Source organism: [Clostridium] aerotolerans DSM 5434 (genome assembly GCF_000687555.1).
Classification (GTDB): Bacteria; Bacillota; Clostridia; order Lachnospirales; family Lachnospiraceae; genus Lacrimispora; species Lacrimispora aerotolerans.
On sequence record NZ_JHWJ01000001.1, the window covers coordinates 276,796 to 299,413 of the forward strand.

Below are 22,618 nucleotides of genomic sequence, written 5' to 3' on the forward strand. Positions count from 1 at the left end.
TAAATATGGGAGTATTCATGTATCTGATTAATAATGTATTCAGCCAGGCCGTATTTATTATTGGTATTGTTGTTATCGTTGGTATGGCTGCTCAGAAGAAGACCTGGGATCAGATTCTTCCAAGTGTAATCAAGACAATGATCGGCTTTACCATGATCAATGTAGGAGGCCAGACTCTTGGTATGTCACTTTTGCCTCTCCAGGGACTGATATCCAAGATTTTCAATGTACCTGCCGTATCTACAGATATTGGTGCGGCTCAAAGCGAAAGTCTTACTGGAATCGGAACGGAGATGGCACTGATTTTTGCACTGGGTTTCTTAGTCAATCTTCTTTTGGCTAGATTTACCCGCTTTAAATATGTTCACTTATCCGCACACGTATCCTTCTTTTACGCAGGTTTGATTGCGGCGCTGTTAAAATTCGGAACCAGCCTTTCCTTTGTTCCACTTGTTTTAATCGGTTCCCTGATCCTTGGCATTTATATGACATTTTCCTGTGCATATGTGGCCTTGTTTATGAAAGAAGTAAAGGGAGGGGAAGGATTTACTCTTGCTCACTCCAGCTCTGTTGGTATTTTAATTTCCTCACTTCTTGGAAAAGCATTTGGCAACAAGGAAAATGATCTTGAAAACATTCATGTACCGAAAAGACTTAACTTCTTAAGAGAGATGACCATTTCCCTCACCATTGTTATGACCATACTATTCCTTGCATTAAGTATTATCGCAGGACCGGCTTGGGTGCGTGAGAATGTTACAAGCGGTCAGGATATCGTGGTATTCAGCTTCTTGCGTGGTATTTCCTTTGGTATGTGGATTACCGTTATTATTACTGGTGTAAGAATGATGCTTTCTGAAATTATTGCAGCATTCCACGGAATTGCAAATAAAATCATTCCAAATTCTGTGCCAGGACTTGATATTCCACTGTTGTTCCCCAATTATCCAAACTCTGTAATCGTAGGCTTTCTTACCAGCCTGATTGCCGGACTGATTGGTATGATGATTCTTGGACTTATTAATTATCCGGTCGTGGTTTTCCCGGCGTTAATTCCTACCTTCTTTACTGGTGCGATTACAGCCATCTTCGGTAACGCTCACGGCGGACGAAGAGGAGCTATCATTGGTTCCTTTGTCAATGGTCTGATTCTTATTTTCGGACAGGCCCTGCTCCTTCCAATGATCGGAAGCTATGCACCGATCATGCGTATCTTAAGTGAAACAGATTACTCCTTCTATGGCCCGATTTTAGGATTATTGCTTAAATTGTTTGGAGGTATGTAATGAAGAATTTAGTGTTTTACCTTCCGCTTTATTACCCGGATAAGGAAAATTTCTTCCGGATACTGGAGCTCCTGGATCAGGAAGAGGCCGGATATCTTGAACTTGGAATACCGGTTTCTGATCCCTTTATGGATGGTGCTGTGATCAAAGATATTCAAAAGGAAATACTGACCCGAAACATCACCCCAGAAGATGTGGTAGGCACATTAGAAGAAATCAAAAGACGTTTTCGGTTTAAAGTAGTACTCATGACCTATAAAGAAGGCGTGGAGCATTTTCGCCTGAAGGAAATACCAAAGGAGCTGTATCATGGTTTCTTGTGTGTGGATGGAGATTATCCGCCGGGAACCTTTCCAAATCAGATCTCCGTATTAAGTAAATCCTGTGACGATCATTCACTTTCTACAGCCCTTGAGCATAATCAGTTATTTGCCTATGTGGTATCAGGAGAGGGGAAAACAGGTTCCTTTGATTCTCTTCCAACGGAATACATTGAAGTGGTCCGACGGGTGAAGTCCTTATCTGCTGTACCGACTTTCGTAGGCTTTGGAATTAAGTCCTCTAAGGATATAAAAGAAGTGATGAATAACGGCGCGGATGGCGCTATTATAGGAACTGAGTTTATCAAGCGTTACCAAATGGGCGGTATGGATGCCCTCACGGCTTATATGGAAGAATTGAAAGAAGCAGTATAGAAAAGAATCTGTTGTGAGTAATAGCAAGGGGAGTGTTATCATAGAGCAGCAGGTTTTACTGTAAATTGAAGGAAGTCTCCGGGATGCGAGTACGGCATGCCGGGGACTTCTTTATTTTTTGGGTAGTCTGCCTGTTCCAATTTAAAAGTATCTGCAGAGAGTATAAAAATTACTTGACAATAAGTGAATGATCATTTATTATAAAACCATAGAGGTGATGACATGAGAAAGAAAGACGACGAAAAGGTGAGAAGCATAAAAGAAGCAGTTATTAAGCTGATCCTTCAGGAGGGCTTTCATGGCACTTCTGTCTCTAAAATCGCTAAGATGGCAGGGGTTTCGCCGGCAACGGTATATATTTATTTTGAGAATAAGGACGTTATGCTTCACGACATCTACATGGAATATTCAGAAGAAATTTATGGATATCTACTGGATTCCATAGACAGAAAGATGGAAGGGCAGAAACAGATCGAAGTCCTCATTCGCAGCTATTACAGCTACATTTTAGAGAATAAAGAGATATTCAGTTTTGTAGAGCAATTCTCCAATTGTCCATCCCTGGGCGGCAAGTGTACCGGGAAGAAGGGCATCTGTAACATCTACAGTCTTGTGGAGGATATGAAAAAGCAGAATATGATCAAAGACTACAGAGAAGATAATATTCTGGCGATTATGTTCCAGCCTGTAAAGGCCATAGCAGTTGACAGCAGAAAGACCAGAGACCAGAAGGAAGAGCTGCTGGAAGAGATGATAGAGATGATACAGTATATATTATTGCGTTAGTATTAAGGCGGGATTGTTATGCAGGTGAAATTGCAGAAAATCTCGCAAAAAAATATTCAATCATAAATGAACATTCACTTTAGACTACGCACAGAAAGGATAAAACTATGAAAAATTACTTAAATAATCAATTAGGAATTGTTTTTCCAGTCTCATATAAAGTTTTATTGCCTAATGTCGTAACTTCGATTCATATGGAACTTTTGGATGATGGACTGGCAGAGTATCTGGAGAACGAAGAGGCGGTTAAAATAGCATTGCCCTTAAAGCAGAACTTTGGTAAGACCAAGAAGGTAGAAGAGGACTTTTACCGTACCGGTGTCACCTTTGAAGTGATCAGCCTGGAACGAAGTGAAAAAGGGGTACGGCTTTCCGTTAAATTACTGGATCGGGTAGAGATTAAAGAATTGCATGAAGAAGACGATATCATGCTTGCGTCCTATGAGATTTCCCCGGATCATAAAGATCTTGATGAGAAAAACAAAAAGGAAATGGTCGGTTACATTAAGAAGGTCAGCGGTGAGATCAGCTCCAGGTTCACAGGAGGAGAGCAGTATCAGAAAATCGTTGAAGGCTTTGACGATTTAAACTCCCTGATCGTATACTTATCCCAGTTCCTTCAGATTCCAGCCATTGAACGGTATGAGCTATTGGAAATGCAGTCAGAAAAAGAAAGAGGTCTTCGTTTCCTGGATCATTTGTTAAAGAATAAAGAGATGATTCAGTTCCAGATGGAGATATCAGAAAAGTTCTCCGAGCGTACCAATCGTTACTATCGTGAAACCGTCTTAAGAGAGCAGCTTAAGGCAATTCAGGAGGAGTTAAACGAAGGAAAAGAACCAGGGGACAAAAAGGAACCAGATTACTTAAGCCGGATCGAGGAGGCAGGAATGCCCCCAGAGATAAAGGAAGCAGCTCTTGAGGAATATAATAAGCTGGATGACCAGGGACCCAATAAGATGGATTACAATGTAATTAAAAACTATCTGGAGCTTTTGTTAGCCCTTCCCTGGAAGAAGGAAGAGGCAAAGGCAGTTGACCTTGAGGAAGCCAGACGTATCTTAGATCAGCAGCATTATGGCCTTCAGAAGGTCAAGGACAGAATCATACAGCATCTGGCTGTTATGCAGCTGAATAAAAAGAAAAAGGGTTCCATCCTCTTGCTGGTCGGCCCTCCTGGAACCGGAAAGACAAGTCTTGGAAAGAGCATCGCAGAAGCACTTGGAAGAGAATATATCCGGTTAAGCCTTGGCGGTGTCCGGGATGAGTCCGAAATACGGGGCCACAGGAGAACCTACGTGGGTGCCATGCCAGGAAGAATCATACAGAGTATCAAAAAGGCAGGGCATACCAATCCGGTCATGGTGCTGGACGAAGTGGATAAGCTGATGTCCGGCGGATTCCACGGAGATCCTTCCAGTGCTCTTTTAGAGGTACTTGATCCAGAGCAGAACTCCACCTTTACCGATCACTACATGGACCTTCCCTATGATTTGTCAGATGTGTTCTTTATTGCAACAGCCAATTCCTTAGAGAGCATACCAGCTCCTCTTTTAGACCGTATGGAAGTGATTCCGATTTCCAGCTACACCGTTGAGGAGAAATTCCATATCGGGAAAGATCATCTTCTTCCGGCAGTGCTGGAAGATCATGGAATTGAAAGGGATCAGCTTGTATTAGAGGATTCTGTCTTAAAAAGAATCATCAGTGATTATACCTTAGAGGCCGGAGTCAGAGGTCTTAAAAAGCAGCTTGCCTCTCTGGCAAGGATTGCTGGCGAGAGAATTGTTTCAAAGAAGAGCGACGGACCATTTACCATTGTGGAAGAGGATTTAGAAGAGCTTCTTGGAAGAAAGGTTTCCCGCCATGAAAAGGCCCAGAATGATAATCCTCCGGGAGTGGTCACAGGTCTTGCCTGGACACCGGTGGGAGGAGAGATTCTCTTTATTGAAGCAACAGATATGCCAGGGAATGGCAATGTGATCTTAACCGGAAAGCTTGGTGATGTCATGAAAGAATCTGCCAGAATCTCCCTGAGTCTGTTAAAATCAAGACTTCCTATGAACACCTTTAATTTTAAGGAAAAGGATCTTCATATCCACGTGCCGTCTGGAGCAGTACCAAAAGACGGACCTTCCGCAGGAATCGCACTATTTACAGCGTTGGCATCTCTGGTCACAGGCCATAAGGTGGATTCAAAGCTGGCGATGACAGGAGAAATTACCTTGCGTGGTGCCGTACTTCCTATCGGCGGATTAAAAGAAAAGCTTTTAGGTGCACAGCGGGCAGGTATAAAAAAGGTTCTGATTCCAAAAGATAACCTGGTGGATTTAAAGGATGTGCCTGATGAGGTCAAGAAAGATCTGACCGTCATTGCAGTAGAAACTGTAGAGGATGTGCTGAAGGAGACACTTGGTATTTCCCTTCCAAGACTGGAGCAGGTACTTATGCAAAAGGAAGGAAGCGGACGTTTGTTAGAGGCATTTGATTCTGGTAAAACTAATTTAAGAAGAGAGGTAATTTAAATGACAGTGACGAAAGAAACATTAATTGGTGAAATCTTAAGAGAGGACCAGACAACAGCACCCTTCTTTTTTGAAATGGGAATGCATTGCTTAGGATGCCCGTCCTCAACCATGGAAAGCCTGGAAGAGGCTTGTATGGTACATGGAGTTCCGGTGGATGCGCTGGTGGAAAAACTGAATAGCCATATGTCAAAGTAAGACATAGAAAATGAAAAAACTGCATGGGTGCAAAGAAATAATCTTTGTATCCGTGCAGTTTATTATTTATTCCGATGCCTGTCCAAGAAGGGCTGTTGCCATGCTTTCATAGCCGTAAAGGGTAGAAACATGCCTTAGACCATCGGTAATCTCTGTTTTTGTGTAATTGTTCTTTTCCAGGAAGTCGCCGTCCTTATCGTTCATGTAATAATAGAACATAAGAGACATCTTGAAAATCTCTGTATTGCTTGAGTCTAACAAATCAAACAGACGGTTTTCCGCCTCATTGATCTGACCCTCATCAATCATCTTTGTCAGCTGGTGATATATCTCGAAGTATGCCTCGTCCTGCCATGCAGTATCTTCGTTTTTCCCTAATTCTATATGAAATATCAGCTTTAATAGCGTACCGACCACACTATTGGTCATCCTTGTTGCGTAATCATCTGTGAGCATTGGTTTCTCCTTATTCTTCGTAAGTTTCAGATATGATTTACTTTATCATAAGTAGTCAAAAAAGTAAAGAATCACAAGTAACTGGCGAAAAGCATTATGTTCAATACGGTAAGTATGATTGCAATAGACCAGAGAACGATATTATTTAACAGGCTGTTTTTGTATTTCCCCATGACTTTTTTGGATGATGTTAAGTATATCTGTAAAAATACGGTAATAGGAAGCTGCACGCTAAGCAGCATCTGACTATAAACCAGACCCTTGAAGGGATCTGTAATAAAGAATATAAGTAAGGTTGCAATGACAAGAATTCCAACAACACCGATTTTCGTATGTCTGTCCTTAATATCATATGGCTCTCCAAACATTCCGGCAAAAATGGTTCCTGCTGCCATCCCTGCCGTCATCGTAGAGGAGATTCCGGCAAAAAGCAGTGCGACGCCAAAGATAATGGCTGCAAAGGGACCAACCAGCGGAGTCAGCATCTGTTGTGCCTGACCTAATTCCTCTACCTTTACCGCCTGAGTAAAGAAGGTGGTGGCTGCGAGGATTATCATGGCACTGTTGATGGCCCAGCCTATGATCATGGAGAATAATGTGTCAAGAAATTCATACTTTAACTGTTTATCAATGACCGCCTCATCTTCTAAATTCCACTGCCTGCTTTGTATGATCTCCGAATGAAGAAATAAGTTATGGGGCATGACAACAGCCCCTAAAACAGACATAATAATTGGCAGGGAGCCGGCAGGAAACGAAACGGTGGTCCAGCCGACGAAAGCTTCCCGCCAGCTCACATGAACGACGCTAAGCTCGTATAAGAAGGATATGCCGATGATGGATACAAAGCCCATGATGACCTTTTCTAATTTTTTATACGAATTTGTAAATAGAAAAAATATAATTACAATCAATATAAGAACAGAACCAAATTTAAGCGGCATCTTAAATAACAGGTTCAGTGCGATGGCACCTCCCAGAATCTCTGCCATAGCGGTGGATACCGCCGCTAAAAGACCGGTAGAAAGAATGGTTTTAGACAGCCAGGGTTTTAGATGTTTGTTGGCTGCTTCCGAAAGACAATCACCGGTTACGATACCAAGATGGGCTACATTATGTTGCAGCAATATCAGCATAATGGTTGATAGAGTTACCATCCACAGAAGCTTATATCCATATTCAGATCCTGCTGCAATGTTAGAGGCCCAATTACCAGGATCAATAAATCCAACGGTCACAAGGAGTCCGGGTCCAATATATCCTAATAACTCTTTTAAGCCAAAGGTGGGGTGATGTTCTTTTGTATTCAAAATATTTTTTAGATTCATATTTGTTACCTCCAATGATACTTTAATACCGGCCTGTTTTATTGTCAATCCGATTTATTTATGGTAAAAATGAAAACTCCACATGTATTTGATTGTATAACTGGAAAGAACAGGCGTCCTCCATATCATTTCTGATATCGAAGACGCCTGTTCTTTCTAAAACAAATGGATTAATATTTTCCAAAGGAATGATTCTGATGTTCTTCTTCTAAAGATTCCTCTGGCAAAATGGTTTCATTTGGTGCTTCCATGTAGCCATTGGAGTGAGAGTCCATCAGTTTGAATTTTCCTACCAGAGATTTTAAGGTAACTGCCTGAGCAGACAATTCCTCAGAGGTAGCAGCGCTTTCTTCTGATGTTGCTGAAGTAGTCTGTACCACAGCTGAAATCTGATCAATACCGGTTGTGACCTGCATAACAGCCTCAGCCTGTGCCGTGGAGGCCTCTGCAATTTCAGAAATACGGACAGCGGAGACATTTGACTTCTCAACAACAAGACGAAGAGCTTCCGCAGTTTCTCCTGCAATCTTAGTACCATTTCCAATGGCTGCAATTGCATTTTCAATGAGGAGCGTCGTATTCTTTGCTGCTTCCGCAGATTTTCCGGCTAAGTTACGGACTTCATCTGCAACCACTGCAAATCCCTTGCCCGCAGAACCGGCTCTTGCAGCTTCCACAGCAGCGTTAAGTGCCAGAATATTGGTCTGGAATGCGATATCATCAATGGTCCTTATAATTTTACCGATTTCATTGGAGGTGCTGGCAATGTCATTCATAGCTGCAATCATATCAGCCATCTTTTGATTACCGCTTAATACGCCTTCACTGGCTTCCTGAGACAGTGTATTGGCCTCAGAGGCGTTGGCAGCATTTTCCTTAATTCGATTGGAGATATCTGTAATGGTAGCAGATAACTCTTCAATGCTAGAGGCCTGCTCTGTTGCACCCTGGCTTAAGGCCTGAGCAGCATCAGATACCTGAGAAGCACCGGTGGAAACCTGCTCGGATGCATGGTCAATCTCTAACAGTGCATTGCTTAAGGTTAAACGTATGTTGTGCATTGCTTCTAAAATGTTTTTGTAAGAACCAACGTATTGTTCCTCTTTTGAGGTTGTCACTCTGAAATTACCATTGCTCATTTCACCCAGCACGTAATTGATATCCTGGATAATCAGCTTTAAGTTATCTGCCATAGAAAGGAAGTTCTTAGAGAGGACTCCAATCTCATCCTGGGATTTAATATCCAGGTGGATATCAAGATTACCGGCAGCAATATCAGAAGCTGCGGATACGACTCCATCAATCGGACGGAGAGTTCGCTTCATTACAATCGTAATTACAGTAATAATAATAGCTGTGGCAATAGCAGCCAATACAATCATGATTGCAACGATTAAGTAGACATCTTTATTTAAATCATTCCTTTCCAGAGTGCTTGAGGCCCACCAGGTCTGTGACTCACAGGTAATGGGGTAGTAATGTCTGGATTCAAAGGTGCCGTCGTCTCTTCTTGTATCAACATGGAACTCTTGCTTTGACTTCTGGGCCTCTGTAATTTTATTGTACTGGGAAGCGGGCAGCATATCTTCCAGCTTCTTACCAATATTGTCATTTGATTTACTGTCAAAAGAGATGATATTGCCCTCTGTGTAAATATCTACATACATGGTAGGATATTTCGCATCTGTTGTCTTGATTTTTGAGAAGTTAGCAAGGCTGATATCTGCAAGAACAACTCCGATTACATTATCCCCTTTCATGATGGGATAAGCAACTGTACTCATCATGGTTCCTTTGTAATCAAATGGGTCAGTGATATAGGGAGCTTTTGTCTCCTTGGCAATTTTGTAATAATCATTCTTTGAATACTCACTGTATGCGCCAAGAGACTGTGCTGTTTTATTCTTTGCGTCATTTCTGTCTATGTATACAGAGTAGTCTTTGACCGAAGAGTCAAACTGACCAGGCTCAAAAAAGGCACCGATACCGTAAAGATCAGCACTATTGTTAAGGGCCGCCCATGCGGAGTTCATCACATAGGTCTCTATTGCATAATTGGATTCTGTCAGCTGTGCATTATAAACATGGCTTTGAATACTTTCCCCGTTAAATACTCCGGCAGCGTTTCTGTTCCCGCTGTATACATTGTTTAAGTACTCCTGTAATTCTTTTGCGGTACCAGCAGCGCCGCTGACCATGGACAGCACCATAAGTCCGTTTTTAGCGGCAATCCCGCTAAATTCCCCGTTGATTGCTTTTGACAATGAGATACTTGTCTGCATTGCAGAAATCGCAATCAGCAGACTCAAACTCACTGTAAGAATTACGCCCGTTATAATAGACATTTTTGTTGCAAGCTTAAAATCGTTGAATTTCAATTTTTTTTTGTTTTTCATAAGTGTTATGCTCCCTTAATCAATTAATTGGAAAAATTTACCAATCACTGGACAAAAAATATACTGCACGGGTTGCAGTAAAGATTTTGTGTAAATATAAGAGAATAACCTCCTTTCTTATTTTTATTCAGATAAAGTCTGTTCAACATCAATATATTCGACATGAATCGACAATATAATAATAGGAAAAATGAAAAAAAGTTACTATAATTATGCATACATAATAGTAATCTACAAATTGTAACGGTTTTTTATCACTAATTATTCGCAAATAACAAGAATACCCGGATAATTTCCGGGCATTCTCATAAGATTAAACTACATATAAGATTGTCATTTCTTTTAATTTTTCTTCAATCTGCTGCCTCATGAAAATCTCTCCATCCGCTCTTAAATCGTTACGATAACAGTATTTTCCTCTGCCCCGGCCAGTCATCATCTCTTTGGAATAAAGCTGATCGGAATCGGGGAAGGCTTCTGTATTAATCGCATTGTGAACGTAGCTGTAGGTCATAAAAATAATTTCTATGAGTGCCTGTTTTTTCACCTTATCCGATAAGAGCTGGGATAGAGTGTCTATTAATTCCCCGTACAAGGTTTTCCAGTTTTCGGTCAAGATAACAGGCGCTATTAACAATCCTACCTGATAGCCGGCGTCGCACATGCGGTTTAGGGCTGTGATTCTTGCAGTAAGGCTGGAGGTGCCAGGTTCAAAACGGCTGATAATGGATTGAGGATTTACACTCATTCGCATGATGACACGACCTCTGTGGTTTAATCCCAAAAGAGGTTCCACCTGATTAAACTTTGTAGGAAAGGTGAGAAAGCCGTATTGGCTCTTGCTGAAATTTTCAATCGTCCAGGATAGATTGCCGGTTATGGTGTTTTCAAGGACTAGATCACTGTTGCTGCCGATTTCGTAGGTAAAATCTTTTTGATAGCGGATGCCGTGATCCATAAGTTTCTTAAGCATCTGGTCCCGGTTCACGAACAGGCGAAGATAAGCACATTTATTGTAATTGCAGACCAGATAGCAGTAGTGGCACATGGCAGTACAGCCGGAAGAGGTGTAAGGAACAAGAAAATCTGAGACTTTATGATTGGGAACGTAGTTATGGGTCTTTCGGACGCCAATGACTATAATCCGTTTTAGGGCTGGGAAATCTTTATTGGGTCTTGTCCTAAGTTCGTCTATTTTATTATGACTCTCGATGGGAACCCAGGGGACATCACTGTATTTTTCTTTTAACGTCTGGCCTAGCTCATAATTTAAAGAGTCAGGCTCGTAATAGATCTTATCCGGAAACATGGCATACCTCCTATTTTTCTAAAATTAGTATGTGTGGAAAAATAGGAAGCTTCCATGAAATGTTGCACAAAAATTACAGTGAAATATGGACAACATCACAAAACGGTTTTATGGGGTCATGAAAATGGGAAGCGAAGGCGGAGCATAGGTGAAAACAAAAAACAGAGCCATTAACAATAAAACAGCAGCGAATAACCATTTATTATATTTTTGAAGAAGACAGTTCTTTGAAAAATACCGGCTGATTGCAAAAGCAATAAAAACAGAGAAGTAGAACAGTAATATATCCAAAATAAGGCTGCTTTTTCCAAGAATCGCAGTGTAGATATAAAAAACCACTGGTATCAGGAAGGTGCCTGTTAACATGCCTGCATAATAGCCAGATGTCTGGCAGGAGTTGGTTTCCCCATCTCTTTTTAGAAGGCCAAATATCACCATGGGAAAGAAGATCAGCTTCATATGTTCCCAAACGGATTCATTGACAGGAGAGAGGAGTCCTACCACCGGATTTTCCCCTGACCACTCATAGGCGAAGTGAAACAGGGTTCCTATTACCCATACGAATATAATTCCGATTATTACAACGTATTTTTTAATATGCCTTTCCTCCTTTTTTGTTAAATGTTTGTAAGACTCTGGAACAAGTTATTAATATCAATCTGACCATATCCCCATACATTATTGGGATATATTTCTGTCGTGCTCCGCCTGGCACCGCGAATAATAAGGCGATTGATATCATTACCTGTCATAGACGGATAATTTCCTCTTGGTACCGCCCATTCCATGACCATAGCTATAATACCAGCTGCATGAGCACTGGCGGCTCCTGTTCCGGTAATGGTTCCATAAAGATTGCCGCCTGGTCCTGGCAGAGCACAAGGGAGTTCAAAGCCTGGTGCTGCGATATCAGGCTTTACAAGGCCATTTCTTGCATAGCCTCTGCTGGATTCTCCCAATATACTGTCAGTCAGCTGATTGTAGGCAGTAACAGTCAGCTGATTCGTACCATTTCCGGGAGAAGTAATGGTTGTATCTGGATTTGGATTTAAGAAAAAGGTATCATTGGAAATCAAATCCCCGCTTGGGAGCCAGCAATGAAAGGAAAAAGGTACATTGCCAACACTCTGGATACGAAAATACCAAATACCGGATGCTGGATTTCGAAAGCGAATCAGTATCAACTGATCGCCGGTCTCTTCTTCTAATACAATATTATTGACCCATACAACACTCTGCGTAAAAATGAAATTAAACTCTCTGCAATCATTGATGGTAGGAAAGATTCTTTGAGTGGATTCCCGATTGGGAGTAGATATATCAATGGAAACTCTTTCCGGTGCATAAGGCCATATTTCCATCCAGAATTGGGGTTCATTTTCTCCGATCCTCAATTCAAAATCATGATAATAAGGGGCTGTAGTGGTACTGTTAAAATAATGCCTTCTTTTATTTCCTTCATTGCCTGCAGACACAGATACACCAATTCCAGGAAGCTGCACAAGGTAGGTCAAGTAGCTGCTAAAGACACCATGGCCGTCATGCCCGCCCTGGTTGCTGCCTAAAGCTACGCAGATTACGATGGGACGGCCGATTTTTTGTGACATTAATAGAAGATACCTGGATCCCAGTATTAGATCTGATTCCTGAAAGCAATAAGCATTGGGATTGACAAAAAATAATTCTTTCAAATTATTTTTTGCCTCTTTTAACTTAACAACTACAATATCAGCCTCAGTAACAATACCGGAAAATGACTCATCCGCATTAGGTTTTCCTGCAATGATGCTTGTAATGGCAGTGCCATGGCCATTGGTATCCACGGTAGGAACAATGGATAGGGGATCTTCTGAACGCAATGCTTCGTTAATGGTATCCCGAGTGTATTCACTTCCAAAGGTAAAGCCCTCAGGTATTGTTCCGCTCTGCACGGTCTGATCCCAGATGGCCTGGATGCGGGTAGTACCATCATTATTTCGGAATGCCTCATGCCGGTAGTCTATCCCAGTATCAATGACTCCTATCATAATGCCACGTCCGAACAGACTTAGAAAAGGATTGCGTTGTACCGTTCCAATTCCAGACTTTTCAATGCTGATAGTGGATTCAAGAGTATAGAGTGCAGGAAAGGCATTATATGGCTGGCTGCCCAGAAGGCAGGGATCCATTTCACTTCTTAAGATATGGACTAAAGAACTGCGCTCGGTGAGATAAGTAATATTATCACCCGTATCATAGGCTGGAACAGATATATTACTTATGATAAGATCGTAGTAATTATTGTCTAAAATTTTACTCAAAATCCAGCCTCCAGTCTATCTTGATGAAGCGTATATTATATATTATGCGTGGGAATGCCCTTTATGAGCGATCAGCACAGGTGCAGATATATCAGATATTTGTAAGCTGTTCAAATAAGCTGTTAACATCAAGTTTTCCATAGCCCCATATGTTATTAGGATAAATCAGAGATGCATCCCGTCTGGCTCCTCTTATGATAAGTCGGTTAGCATCGTAGCCGCTCATTACTGAATAATTTCCTCTTGTAATTCCCCATTCCATGAGCATAGCCATGGCACCAGCAGCATGGGCAGCCGCAGCACCGGTTCCGGTCAGGGTACCGTATTGATTGCCAGGCATTGCACAGGGAATCTGATAGCCGGGAGAAGCGATATCCGGAGCTACAAGACCGTTTCTGGTATACCCTCTGCTTGATTCCAACAGTATGCTATCATCAAATTGATTGTATGCTGTAACAGTCAATTGGCTTATGCCATTCCCTGGAGAGGTGATGGTAGTGTCTGGATTAGGATTAAGGAAAAAGGTGTCATTGGAGATTAAGTCTTCTGATGGCAGCCATACATGAAAGGAAAGGGGAGAATTATCCAGGCTTTGAATGCGGATTCTCCATACCCCGGACAGAGCATCCTGAAAGCGTACTAGTATCAGCTGATCACCGGTTTCTTCTTCAAATAGAAAGTTATTAATCCATAGTTTACTTGGAGTAAAAATAAAATTGAACATTCTGCAGTCACTGATAGCAGGGTAGACCTGCTGAGTAGATTCCCTGTTTGGAGAAGAGATATCAACGGAAAGCCTGCCTAATGCATAGGGCCAGATTTCCATGGCAAAAAGCTTGTCATTCTCTCCGACTCTTAATTCAAAATCATTATAAAAGGGAGCGTTTGTCGTGCTGTTAAAATAATGTCTGCGGCTGCTTCCTTCATTACCGGCAGAAACGGATATGCCGATTCCAGGTGTCCTGGCCAGATAATTCACATAATTGCTTAAAGCACTGCTGCCATCGTGTGAGCCCATGCTGCTGCCCAGAGCAATACAGATGACGATGGGCCTGCTGGCAGCGGAAGCGTAGCTTTCTAAGTATCTTAGTGCCAGCATGATGTCAGATTCCTGATAACATAGCTTATCTTCCGGAACGAACATGATTCTTTTGGTCACTGATTTTGCTTCCTTTAATTTAACCACAACAATCTCTGATTCTGGTACGACTCCTGAAAATGCATTTTCCTCGTCTGGCCTTCCTGCAATGATGCTTGCAATGCAAGTTCCATGGCCGTTGGTGTCTGTAGTGGGGACAATGGAGAGGGGATTTTCTGCTCTTAAGGCCAGGTTAATGATCTCTCGGTTGTACTCCGTTCCAAAAGTGAAGTCCTGAGGAGGAGGACCATCCTGAATCGTCTGATCCCAGATAGAGAGTATCCTGCTAGTGTTATCATTATACATAAAAGCAGGATGGGTATAATCGATTCCTGTATCAATGATACCGATGATTACGCCTCTTCCAAAAAGATTAAGAAAAGGATTGCGTTGTACCGTTCCAATCCCTGACTTTTCAATGCTGATGGTAGAGGTGGGAGTATATAAAGTAGGAAAGTTGTGGTAAGGAAATGAGCCAATAATGCAGGGGTCAAATTCCGCAACAGGAATATTGAGCAGGGAATGCCTGAAATTAAGCAGCGTAATATTATCTCCCGAATCATACACGGGAATCGAGACGTTATTGATAATAAGGTCATAGTAGTTATTATCTATAATTTTTTCCAAATTTGCCCCCCAGCCTGATTCGATAGAAGCATTTGTTCTATATTATGCAGACAGGAATTTAATATGAGCAACCGCTATGGTATATCCACGTAATTTTAGGGAGTTTTTATCCAGCCTTTCTTCACCCAGTGTTCGTTATCCGCTGATAAAACAGTTTCTTTTCTCGCTGCCTGCTGATGCATCCTCCTACAGATAGCAAAGAGGATCTTGACTTTTAACCCCTGCCTTGGGGGTGCCTGGTTCTTTAAGATTTCAGCAAATTTTACTGTTTTTCTTAAAATTACCCTTTGCCGTTTCTCAGACAGCTGGTTAAAGATAACACCTTCCATCAGTCCGATGCCCAGGGTCCGAATCTGAGAAACACCAAGCCACGTAAGACTGGTTTTAATGTCACTTTGTGCACCCTTTTGAATGGGACCTACTGCATTGGTAAGAATAGCAGCTCTTTTATGGAACATTCTCTCATCTGGTCTGTGCACCATCCAATGGACACATAAATGATCCAGCAGAGCTTTTATCTGGCCTGTTGTTCTTAGTGCATAAACCGGGGAAGCGAAGACGAGCAGGTCCGATTCCAGCATGGAATCCCAGATGGGAACAACGTAATCTGCATGAGGACAGAGATCTTCATTCTTAAAAAAGCAGACTTTACAGCCGGAGCAGAAGTGAGGAAGATCCCTGGGCAGATAAAATTCTGTAATATCATGGCCTGGTCCCAAAGCATCTAAGAATGTTTCCTTGATCCGGTAGGTGCAGCCTTTTTGCTCCGTTCCGGTAATGACTGTTATTTTCATGGGAGTCCTCCTTACTTAATGGTTTATTAGCAGTATACCACATTGTGTTTTAAATTTGCAAAGATGTAAAAAAAGCAGCCACTGTTCCTATAATCCATGAACAGTGGCTGCTGATGATTTAAATTTATTGAATTTTACAATCGATTAAGATAGGATCAACAAAGTATCCGTCGCTGACACCTACAACAGTAACGGTATCGTCTTTTTGTAAGTTTTTTACTTTTGCGATTTCCGCAGGGTCAGTAAATTCACATCTTACAAAATAAGCACTAAACCTGTCAGTACGGCTAAAATTAATAACGGCTATGTCTGAGCGGTCATTCTCCAAGTTATAGACGGTCGCTGTCATGCGCAAAGTTTTCCCCTTGTAAAGCAAGTCCGCTTTATCACTATCTGTCGAATAGTCATCAATCATATCATTGGCTGAAACATCGTAAACAGTACCTGTAGAAGACGTAGGTTCGGACGTTGCAGCCGCGGTTGTTGTCTCCTCTAAGACTGCACGGGTAGTTTCTTCAGCCTTATACTCAAAAGTTTCTGGAGTTGTTTCCTTCTCTGATTCAAATGGTATTTCTGCAGTTGTTTCCATATTATACTTTGAATAGGCGGAGCTGGATGCCTTGCTTGTTGGTGCTTGTACCGCAAGAAGGACAGCCGCAACAATCCATACAATTGTATATAATGAGAAGAATGCTGTAAGTGCAATGCGTACGCCTACATGGAACTTTTTATATTTCCACATTAAAAACAGACCTACTGGGAGGCATAAACAAAATGTTGTTAGCAGAATAAACCATGTTGTCTGATAAAATGGCGTTTTTTCTGGTGCCCCTGGGGGCGTAATTTGGTTGTTTGTGTTTTGGGTATCCATACTCGTTTCCTCTTTTCTTGTATTTATTAAAAAAGCCTTTAGCTAATTTAATTAAAGTAAAACAGACTGTATCTGTTACAAATCTGGTTACATTACCTAATTTTTCCAACTGTGCCCCTTATAATACCATGAAAAATCAGTAAGTACAAGAAATAGAGGGTAAATCGTATAAATTCATAAAAATTCACTACATTTTAGATTTTAAATACAATAATTTCTTTAAGGATTTACTAAGCAGAACAAAAACACCGGAATTCCTTTTTCATTGGAATTCCGGTGTCTTGGCTGTTTATGATATGGAAGTAACGGGGCTCGAACCCATGGCCTTTCGCGTGTGAGGCGAACGCTCATCCCAGCTGAGCTATACTTCCATGTTGTGGAGATAGCGAGATTCGAACTCGTGACCTATGCGTTGCGAACGCATCGCTCTCCCATCTGAGCTATATCCCCTTGCCTTCATTATAGCACTGGCATTTTCAAATACAAGTATTAGTTACCCAAACAGATGAGAAAAAGTATGAAGTTTTTATGTGTTTTCTATAAAACGATATTAGTCTGATTTCCGTCCATCCATTTAGCAATATTATCAAAAACAATCTTTGCCCTTGCTTCCATGGACTCGGCCGATGCAAATGCTACATGGGGAGTCACAATGGTGTTTTTGCTGTGAAGCAGTGGATGACTGGTATCAAGAGGAGGCTCTGTTTCAAATACATCAATTCCTGCTCCTGCAAGATGACCGGAATTTAAGGCATCGGCCAGGGCCTGGGAATCTACCACTGGACCACGTGCTGCATTGATTAAATAAGCGCCCTGTTTCATTTTCTTAATAGTTTCCCTGTTGATTAAATGGCGGGAGTCTTCATTCAGTGGGCAATGAAGGCTGACGATGTCAGAGTGGGAGAGCAGCTCATCTAATGAAACGAATTTAATAAAGGAAGGCTCTTTTCCTGTGAGATGGCGTTTAAAGCCTAATATTTTGCAGCCAAATACATTTAGAAGCTCAGCCGTTCTTGTACCAATGGCGCCCATGCCAATGATGCCAACGGTTTTCCCCATAATTTCACTTCCAACCAGTCCTTCTTTTGTTTTTCCTTCCCGGCAGCGAGCTTCCACCTGAGGAACATTTCTAAGAAGAGAGAGCATCATACATACTGACAGCTCTGCAACAGCTTCTGTGGAATATCCAGCCGCATTGCTGACCTTGATTCCCATTTTTTCAGCCGTATCTAAGTCTACATGATCTACACCCGTAAAGGCCACATCGATGAATTTAAGCTGCTTGCAGGAAGAAATTACTTCTCCGGAGAGAGGCATATTAGCAATCATAATCACATCAGCATCTTTGGCACGTTCTATCTGAACCTGAGGATTTGTATCCTTTTCATAGGCAGTAAAACTGTGTCCGGCCTCCTTAAGTGGCCTTGCGTATTCCATTAACAGGTTGTTTGGAATCCCAAGTGATTCCAGCAGTACGATATTCATAAGCGTTACTCCGATCATTTGATAAATTTGGGGACCAAAGAAAAACAGGCCCTTGTTGTTAAATTATACCACTGGAAAATGAATTAAAAAAGAGGAGAAAGACAAATCCTGGAAATTCGATACCCATGAATATAAAATGCCAAGCATGTATACATTTACAGATGGAGCAATTTATGTTATAAATATTGTTATAAAAATAACAATATGGGAGGGTATCAAATGAACTACACGAAAAAACGTTGGATTATTTTAGTTGCAAGTTGTTTTATCAATTTATGCATCGGTTCCTTGTACGCGTGGAGCGTATTAGCAGGTCCAATGGCGGAGTACTTAAGTCAGTTAAATGGGGTAAAGCTGACAGCCAGAGATTTGTCTATTGTATTTGTAATTGCCAATGCGGTGGGTCCTATCACTATGATTGGCGGAGGTAAGATTAATGATACTTTAGGGCCAAAGCTTGTTGTTTTAATTGGCGGGCTCATGTTTGGCGGCGGAATGTTTCTTTCTGGATTTGCAAATAGTGTAGGGTTCCTGATTTTTTCATACTCATTACTGCTTGGTCTTGGTCTTGGAATGGTATACGGCGCAACCATCAGTACCTCCATTAAATTCTTCCCAGATAAAAGGGGTCTTGTGGGAGGACTGACAACAGCAACCTTTGGTATCAGCTCGGTGATCATTCCACCAATTGCAGCAGCTATTATGAGTGCGACAGGTCCAACAACCGCTTTTAAGATTATTGGTGTGGTATTTGCTGTGATCGTATGCGGCAGTGCATTCTTTATTGAAAAATGCCCGGCTGATTTTATACCCGATGGCTGGACACCACCAGCTCTGAAAGGAAATGCAAAAGCTCCTGTTAACATGGATTGGAAAGGTATGCTTAAGACTCCAATTTTCTACGTTATGATTGTATTATTAACATGTGGCGCCTTTGCTGCATTGATGTTTATACCGTTGGCATCACCTATCGCGCAGAAGATGATTGGTATGTCAGCTGCTGCTGCAACCGCTGCAGTATCTGTACTGGCTTTATTTAATGTACTGGGCAGAGTTTTAGCTGGTACCATATCCGATAAGATTGGACGAATTAACACCTTAAGATTGGCTTGTATATTCTCTATCATTGCCCTCATTCTCATGTATATATCTGGAGAAGGATCCGTTGTGACCTTTTATATTGCAATCTGCCTCATCGGTATCTGTTTTGGCGCTTTTATGGGTGTGTTCCCAGGTTTTACTGCGGATCAGTTTGGTCCAAAGAACAACAGTGTGAACTATGGTATTATGTTTATTGGCTTTGCGGTTGCTGGTACGATCGGACCGATTATTTTAAACTACATCTACAATGTCAGCGGTTCCTACCAGAATGCATTTCTGTTTGCAATGTTATTCTCAGTTCTTGGACTGGTGCTGACGTTTGTTTACAGAGCATTACGTAAAAATGCAACTTAAACTAAAAAAACGATGTGGTTATGTTTAACGCATAACGGAAACCCCAGAATATCCAACTCGCAAATAGCTGGATATTCTGGGGTTTATATTTTTTCTGATAACATATCAATAAAACTGACTGTGAAAAGCCTTCGCCAGCTGATTCCCTGCATCCTTACCTGTATACAGCGCCCCCTGCATCCAACCATGTTTTGTGGACAGATGCTCTCCGGCAAAGAAAATCCTTTGATTAAATTCAGGCTTTAACATCTCATAAGAAAACAATTCTTTCTGACCTGGGAGTGCCTGTGCAAAAGCACCCCGGATAAAAGGTTCATTATCCCAAATCACTGTCTTATGATCTTTTACAATGGAATCTAAGAATCCTCTTGGCAATCCATGAACTTCCTCCACGTTTTCTTTGATCAGTTCATATCGAAGGGCCGGTTCCATATTTCCCACTCTTGTTGCATTTAAATGATAATTATAGGAAGCTGTCAATACTCCCGGTTCATTTGGCGAGCAGGAGGAGACTTGAGGACATAGAAGGTGATCTCCCGGATAGAAGATATATTGAATCGGCAGATCTGTCTGGGAAAACCCACCCACCATCCGGCCATAATCGGTATCCTGTTCCCAAAATCGTTCCTTGCATAGAAAGGCAGTTTTTTGAGAATTGGTATAATTAAATTCAAATATGGCCTGCATTTTTTGATTGCTGAATCGAGGCTTAATATCCACTTCTCTCAACGTGGAGTAAGGAATCGCACATATCACGTAATCAAAAGCATCTTCAGATTTGCTTAAATCTCTGACATTTCGGTGAGCCAGGACAATTTGATTGCTGCCTTGCAGCTCATAAATGCCAGTAACTGTCTGTCCCGGGCGGAATGTAACGGTTCCTAGCTGTGAGGGGGGAATATTTTCATATTGTGGTAAATTGTCTGTAAAGAAGGATTGGACAAAAGCATAGGGCAGGTTTACCATTCCGCCTGCTATGTTATAGGTGTTTCGGTAGTCCAGGGTATATTCTTCGTGGACGTTTTCAGCGTAACTGATATCAAACAGAGCTCCGGTCCCTGGATCAACTCCTGAGATCAAGCTGATGGCTCCCTGGCTTAATCCCAGGTTTTCCAGAGTCTGCCGGACGGTATAGTTTGTAAACGTCAGATATTCCGGGGAATACTCCGGCAAAATCTGTATAAGCTGAGCCCGGATATCAGGCGGCAGCTGCATCATCATATATAAAAAGGCATAGTCAGTAAGCTCTGCCCAGGGAGTGTTTCTTTCCTGAGGAGTTAAGTCGTATAAGGGATATAGAATTTGTTCAATGGAATCAGTGGTTCTTAAACGGGTATTATGTACGTATATAAAGTTATTGCGCCGCCTGACTGACAGAGGACGTGTATTTAGACCGAACAAATTAAGATAGTGCCAGGTGGTTTCATGAGTAACCGGTATCCTTTGTGCGCCGAATTCATTATAATATCTGCCTTCCTCGTCAAAATAGTAGGTATAAACCCTTCCCCCGATTCGCCTGTCATTGGAATCCAGAATGGTAATATCAGCTCCCAGCTTGCGAAGCTCAAAGGCGGCGGATAAACCGGAAAGGCCTCCTCCTATGACGCCGATTTTTACACCTTTCAATTCTCCTGGCTGAGCGAAATTCGTAATATCCGGGGGAGGACTCAGTAAACGGGTAATGTATTCGTAATCTTCCGGCCGGCCAGCCGTTTCCAAAGAATCTTTAATCATTTCCTGTCGTTGTTCATTTGTTGGATTCAATACCTGATTTAATGGAATATCCATAGATTATACCTCATAATGTCGCTATAATTGCAATATATTGGAATTTTTCTCCGAATATCACAAATAGGAGTACTTTTCAGGTTAACGATAAGGAACACCAAGGGGACATTTGCTTTTAGCAATGTCCCCTTAACTATTTTTGCTTATTTTGCTGCTTTCTCAGAAAACTCAGTGGTAACCAATTCCTCATAGGGAACCCGTGCCTTAAGCTGACCAGCTTCTTCTAAGATATTTTCCAGAAGTTCAAAACTGTCTTTTTCAAACACAGTATCCTTTTTCCAGGAATCCTGTGCTTTGTAGCGATCTACTATGGCAGCAATGGTCTTCACATCGGTTTCTTTGAACTGAGGCTGAATTACCTTTGCAATTTCATCAGAGGAATGAGTATTTACAAATTCCATACCCTTTTGAATGGCATTTGTAAACTTCTGTACGGTCTCAGGATGCTTCTTTATATAGCTTTTCTTCGCGCTGTAGGCGGTATAAGGAACGTATCCGGAATCAACGCCAAGGGAAGCAACGACATAGCCACTTCCTTCCTTTTCAAGGCCAGTGGCAAATGGTTCGAATTCAACGGTATAATCGGCATCGTTGCTTGTAAAAGCAGCGGCGGTCAGACCAAACTGGATGCTCTGGTCAATGGAAAGATCCGTGGCGGGATCTATGCCGTTTTTCTTTAAAATATACTCAAATACCATCTGAGGCATTCCCCCAGCTCTTCCTCCAAGTACTTTTTTGCCTTTTAAATCCGCCCATTTAAAATCAGGCTGGCTGCTTCTTCCGACAAGGAAGTTTCCTGCACGCTGAGTCAGCTGGGCGAAGTTCACAGCGTAATCATCAGCACCGTTGGCATAAGTATAAATGCTGGATTCCGACCCCATAAATCCAATATCAGCGTCTCCAGAAATCAGGGCGGTCATGACCTTATCTGCACCTGCTCCGTTCACAAGGGTCAAATCAATGCCCTCGTCTTTAAAATATCCAAGCTCAATGGCTGCGTATTGAGGTGCATAGAAGATGGAATGGGCGACTTCATTTAAGGTTACCGGAGTTAAATCGGATGACTTTCCTTTGGAACCGCAGCCTGCCAGGCTTACGATGGCAGCTCCGGTGAACATGGCGGTCAGAAAAAAGTGTAGAACCTTTCTCATACAATCCTCCTTAGGGAATCTAATACTACA

18 protein-coding genes and 2 tRNA genes are annotated in these 22,618 nt (G+C 41.8%); 6 read left to right on the plus strand and 14 right to left on the minus strand.

All coding sequences use genetic code 11. The features are described 5' to 3' along the window. Positions 1-5: 5 nt before the first annotated feature. The 5 genes from T546_RS0101295 to T546_RS0101315 all read left to right on the plus strand — a co-directional run bounded on the left by T546_RS0101295 (position 6) and on the right by T546_RS0101315 (position 5,490). Positions 6-1,286, plus strand: a complete 1,281-nt coding sequence (locus tag T546_RS0101295; RefSeq protein WP_026890069.1) for a PTS ascorbate transporter subunit IIC — start codon at positions 6-8, stop codon at positions 1,284-1,286. Continuing rightward, the gene (locus T546_RS0101300; protein WP_026890070.1) at positions 1,286-1,981 is read left to right on the plus strand and encodes a tryptophan synthase subunit alpha; all 696 of its coding nucleotides are present in this window, start codon (positions 1,286-1,288) and stop codon (positions 1,979-1,981) included. Before T546_RS0101295 ends, T546_RS0101300 begins: the two co-directional genes overlap by 1 nt. Before the next feature lie 222 nt (positions 1,982-2,203). Next, positions 2,204-2,767, plus strand: coding sequence for a TetR/AcrR family transcriptional regulator (locus T546_RS0101305; protein ID WP_024835310.1), 564 nt, complete (start codon positions 2,204-2,206; stop codon positions 2,765-2,767). A gap of 107 nt (positions 2,768-2,874) precedes the next feature. Then, positions 2,875-5,292, plus strand: coding sequence for an endopeptidase La (gene lon / locus T546_RS0101310; RefSeq protein WP_026890071.1), 2,418 nt, complete (start codon positions 2,875-2,877; stop codon positions 5,290-5,292). Beyond that, positions 5,293-5,490 (plus strand): DUF1858 domain-containing protein, encoded by a 198-nt coding sequence (locus T546_RS0101315; RefSeq protein WP_024835312.1) that lies wholly within the window; start codon positions 5,293-5,295, stop codon positions 5,488-5,490. Positions 5,491-5,556: 66 nt separating this feature from the next. Here the strand turns inward: T546_RS0101315 and T546_RS24455 are convergent, their stop codons facing one another. The 12 genes from T546_RS24455 to T546_RS0101375 form a co-directional block, all read right to left on the minus strand. Continuing rightward, positions 5,557-5,946 carry a DUF6483 family protein gene (locus tag T546_RS24455; RefSeq protein ID WP_051629525.1) on the minus strand — a complete coding sequence of 130 codons (390 nt, stop codon included), beginning with the start codon at positions 5,944-5,946 and terminating at the stop codon, positions 5,557-5,559. A gap of 71 nt (positions 5,947-6,017) precedes the next feature. Next, positions 6,018-7,274 carry an Nramp family divalent metal transporter gene (locus tag T546_RS0101325; protein ID WP_026890072.1) on the minus strand — a complete coding sequence of 419 codons (1,257 nt, stop codon included), beginning with the start codon at positions 7,272-7,274 and terminating at the stop codon, positions 6,018-6,020. Between the two features lie 170 nt (positions 7,275-7,444). Next, a complete protein-coding gene (locus tag T546_RS22590) occupies positions 7,445-9,670 on the minus strand; it encodes a methyl-accepting chemotaxis protein (RefSeq protein ID WP_051629527.1) in 2,226 nt (741 codons plus the stop codon). A gap of 313 nt (positions 9,671-9,983) precedes the next feature. Next, positions 9,984-10,979 carry an SPL family radical SAM protein gene (locus T546_RS0101335; protein WP_026890073.1) on the minus strand — a complete coding sequence of 332 codons (996 nt, stop codon included), beginning with the start codon at positions 10,977-10,979 and terminating at the stop codon, positions 9,984-9,986. Positions 10,980-11,087: 108 nt separating this feature from the next. After that, entirely contained in the window at positions 11,088-11,576 is a 489-nt protein-coding gene (locus T546_RS0101340; RefSeq protein WP_026890074.1) for a DUF6512 family protein, read from the minus strand. Between the two features lie 20 nt (positions 11,577-11,596). Continuing rightward, a complete protein-coding gene (locus T546_RS0101345; protein ID WP_026890075.1) occupies positions 11,597-13,279 on the minus strand; it encodes a S8 family peptidase in 1,683 nt (560 codons plus the stop codon). 91 nt (positions 13,280-13,370) lie between these two features. After that, a complete protein-coding gene (locus tag T546_RS0101350; RefSeq protein ID WP_026890076.1) occupies positions 13,371-15,044 on the minus strand; it encodes a S8 family peptidase in 1,674 nt (557 codons plus the stop codon). Between the two features lie 95 nt (positions 15,045-15,139). Beyond that, positions 15,140-15,838 (minus strand): flavodoxin family protein, encoded by a 699-nt coding sequence (locus tag T546_RS0101355; RefSeq protein ID WP_026890077.1) that lies wholly within the window; start codon positions 15,836-15,838, stop codon positions 15,140-15,142. A gap of 124 nt (positions 15,839-15,962) precedes the next feature. Then, positions 15,963-16,709: an OB-fold protein gene (locus T546_RS0101360; protein WP_026890078.1), complete on the minus strand. Its 747-nt coding sequence runs from the start codon at positions 16,707-16,709 to the stop codon at positions 15,963-15,965. Positions 16,710-17,006: 297 nt separating this feature from the next. Continuing rightward, positions 17,007-17,080: transfer RNA gene (locus T546_RS0101365), tRNA-Val, on the minus strand. A 6-nt stretch (positions 17,081-17,086) separates the two neighbouring features. Continuing rightward, a tRNA-Ala gene (locus tag T546_RS0101370) sits at positions 17,087-17,159 on the minus strand. Between the two features lie 87 nt (positions 17,160-17,246). Continuing rightward, on the minus strand, positions 17,247-18,194 hold the full coding sequence (locus T546_RS0101375; protein ID WP_026890079.1) for a 2-hydroxyacid dehydrogenase: 948 nt from the start codon (positions 18,192-18,194) through the stop codon (positions 17,247-17,249). A 219-nt stretch (positions 18,195-18,413) separates the two neighbouring features. Here T546_RS0101375 and T546_RS0101380 point away from each other — a divergent pair, with 219 nt between their 5' ends. Continuing rightward, on the plus strand, positions 18,414-19,649 hold the full coding sequence (locus tag T546_RS0101380) for an L-lactate MFS transporter (RefSeq protein WP_026890080.1): 1,236 nt from the start codon (positions 18,414-18,416) through the stop codon (positions 19,647-19,649). Positions 19,650-19,754: 105 nt separating this feature from the next. On the opposite strand, the gene T546_RS0101385 is transcribed toward T546_RS0101380, so the two are convergent. Together T546_RS0101385 and T546_RS0101390 are read right to left on the minus strand one after the other, a co-directional pair. Further along, positions 19,755-21,437 carry a flavin monoamine oxidase family protein gene (locus tag T546_RS0101385; RefSeq protein WP_026890081.1) on the minus strand — a complete coding sequence of 561 codons (1,683 nt, stop codon included), beginning with the start codon at positions 21,435-21,437 and terminating at the stop codon, positions 19,755-19,757. A gap of 143 nt (positions 21,438-21,580) precedes the next feature. Next, complete coding sequence (locus T546_RS0101390) at positions 21,581-22,588, minus strand: ABC transporter substrate-binding protein (protein WP_026890082.1); 1,008 nt, start codon at positions 22,586-22,588, stop codon at positions 21,581-21,583. Between the last annotated feature and the right edge of the window lie 30 nt (positions 22,589-22,618).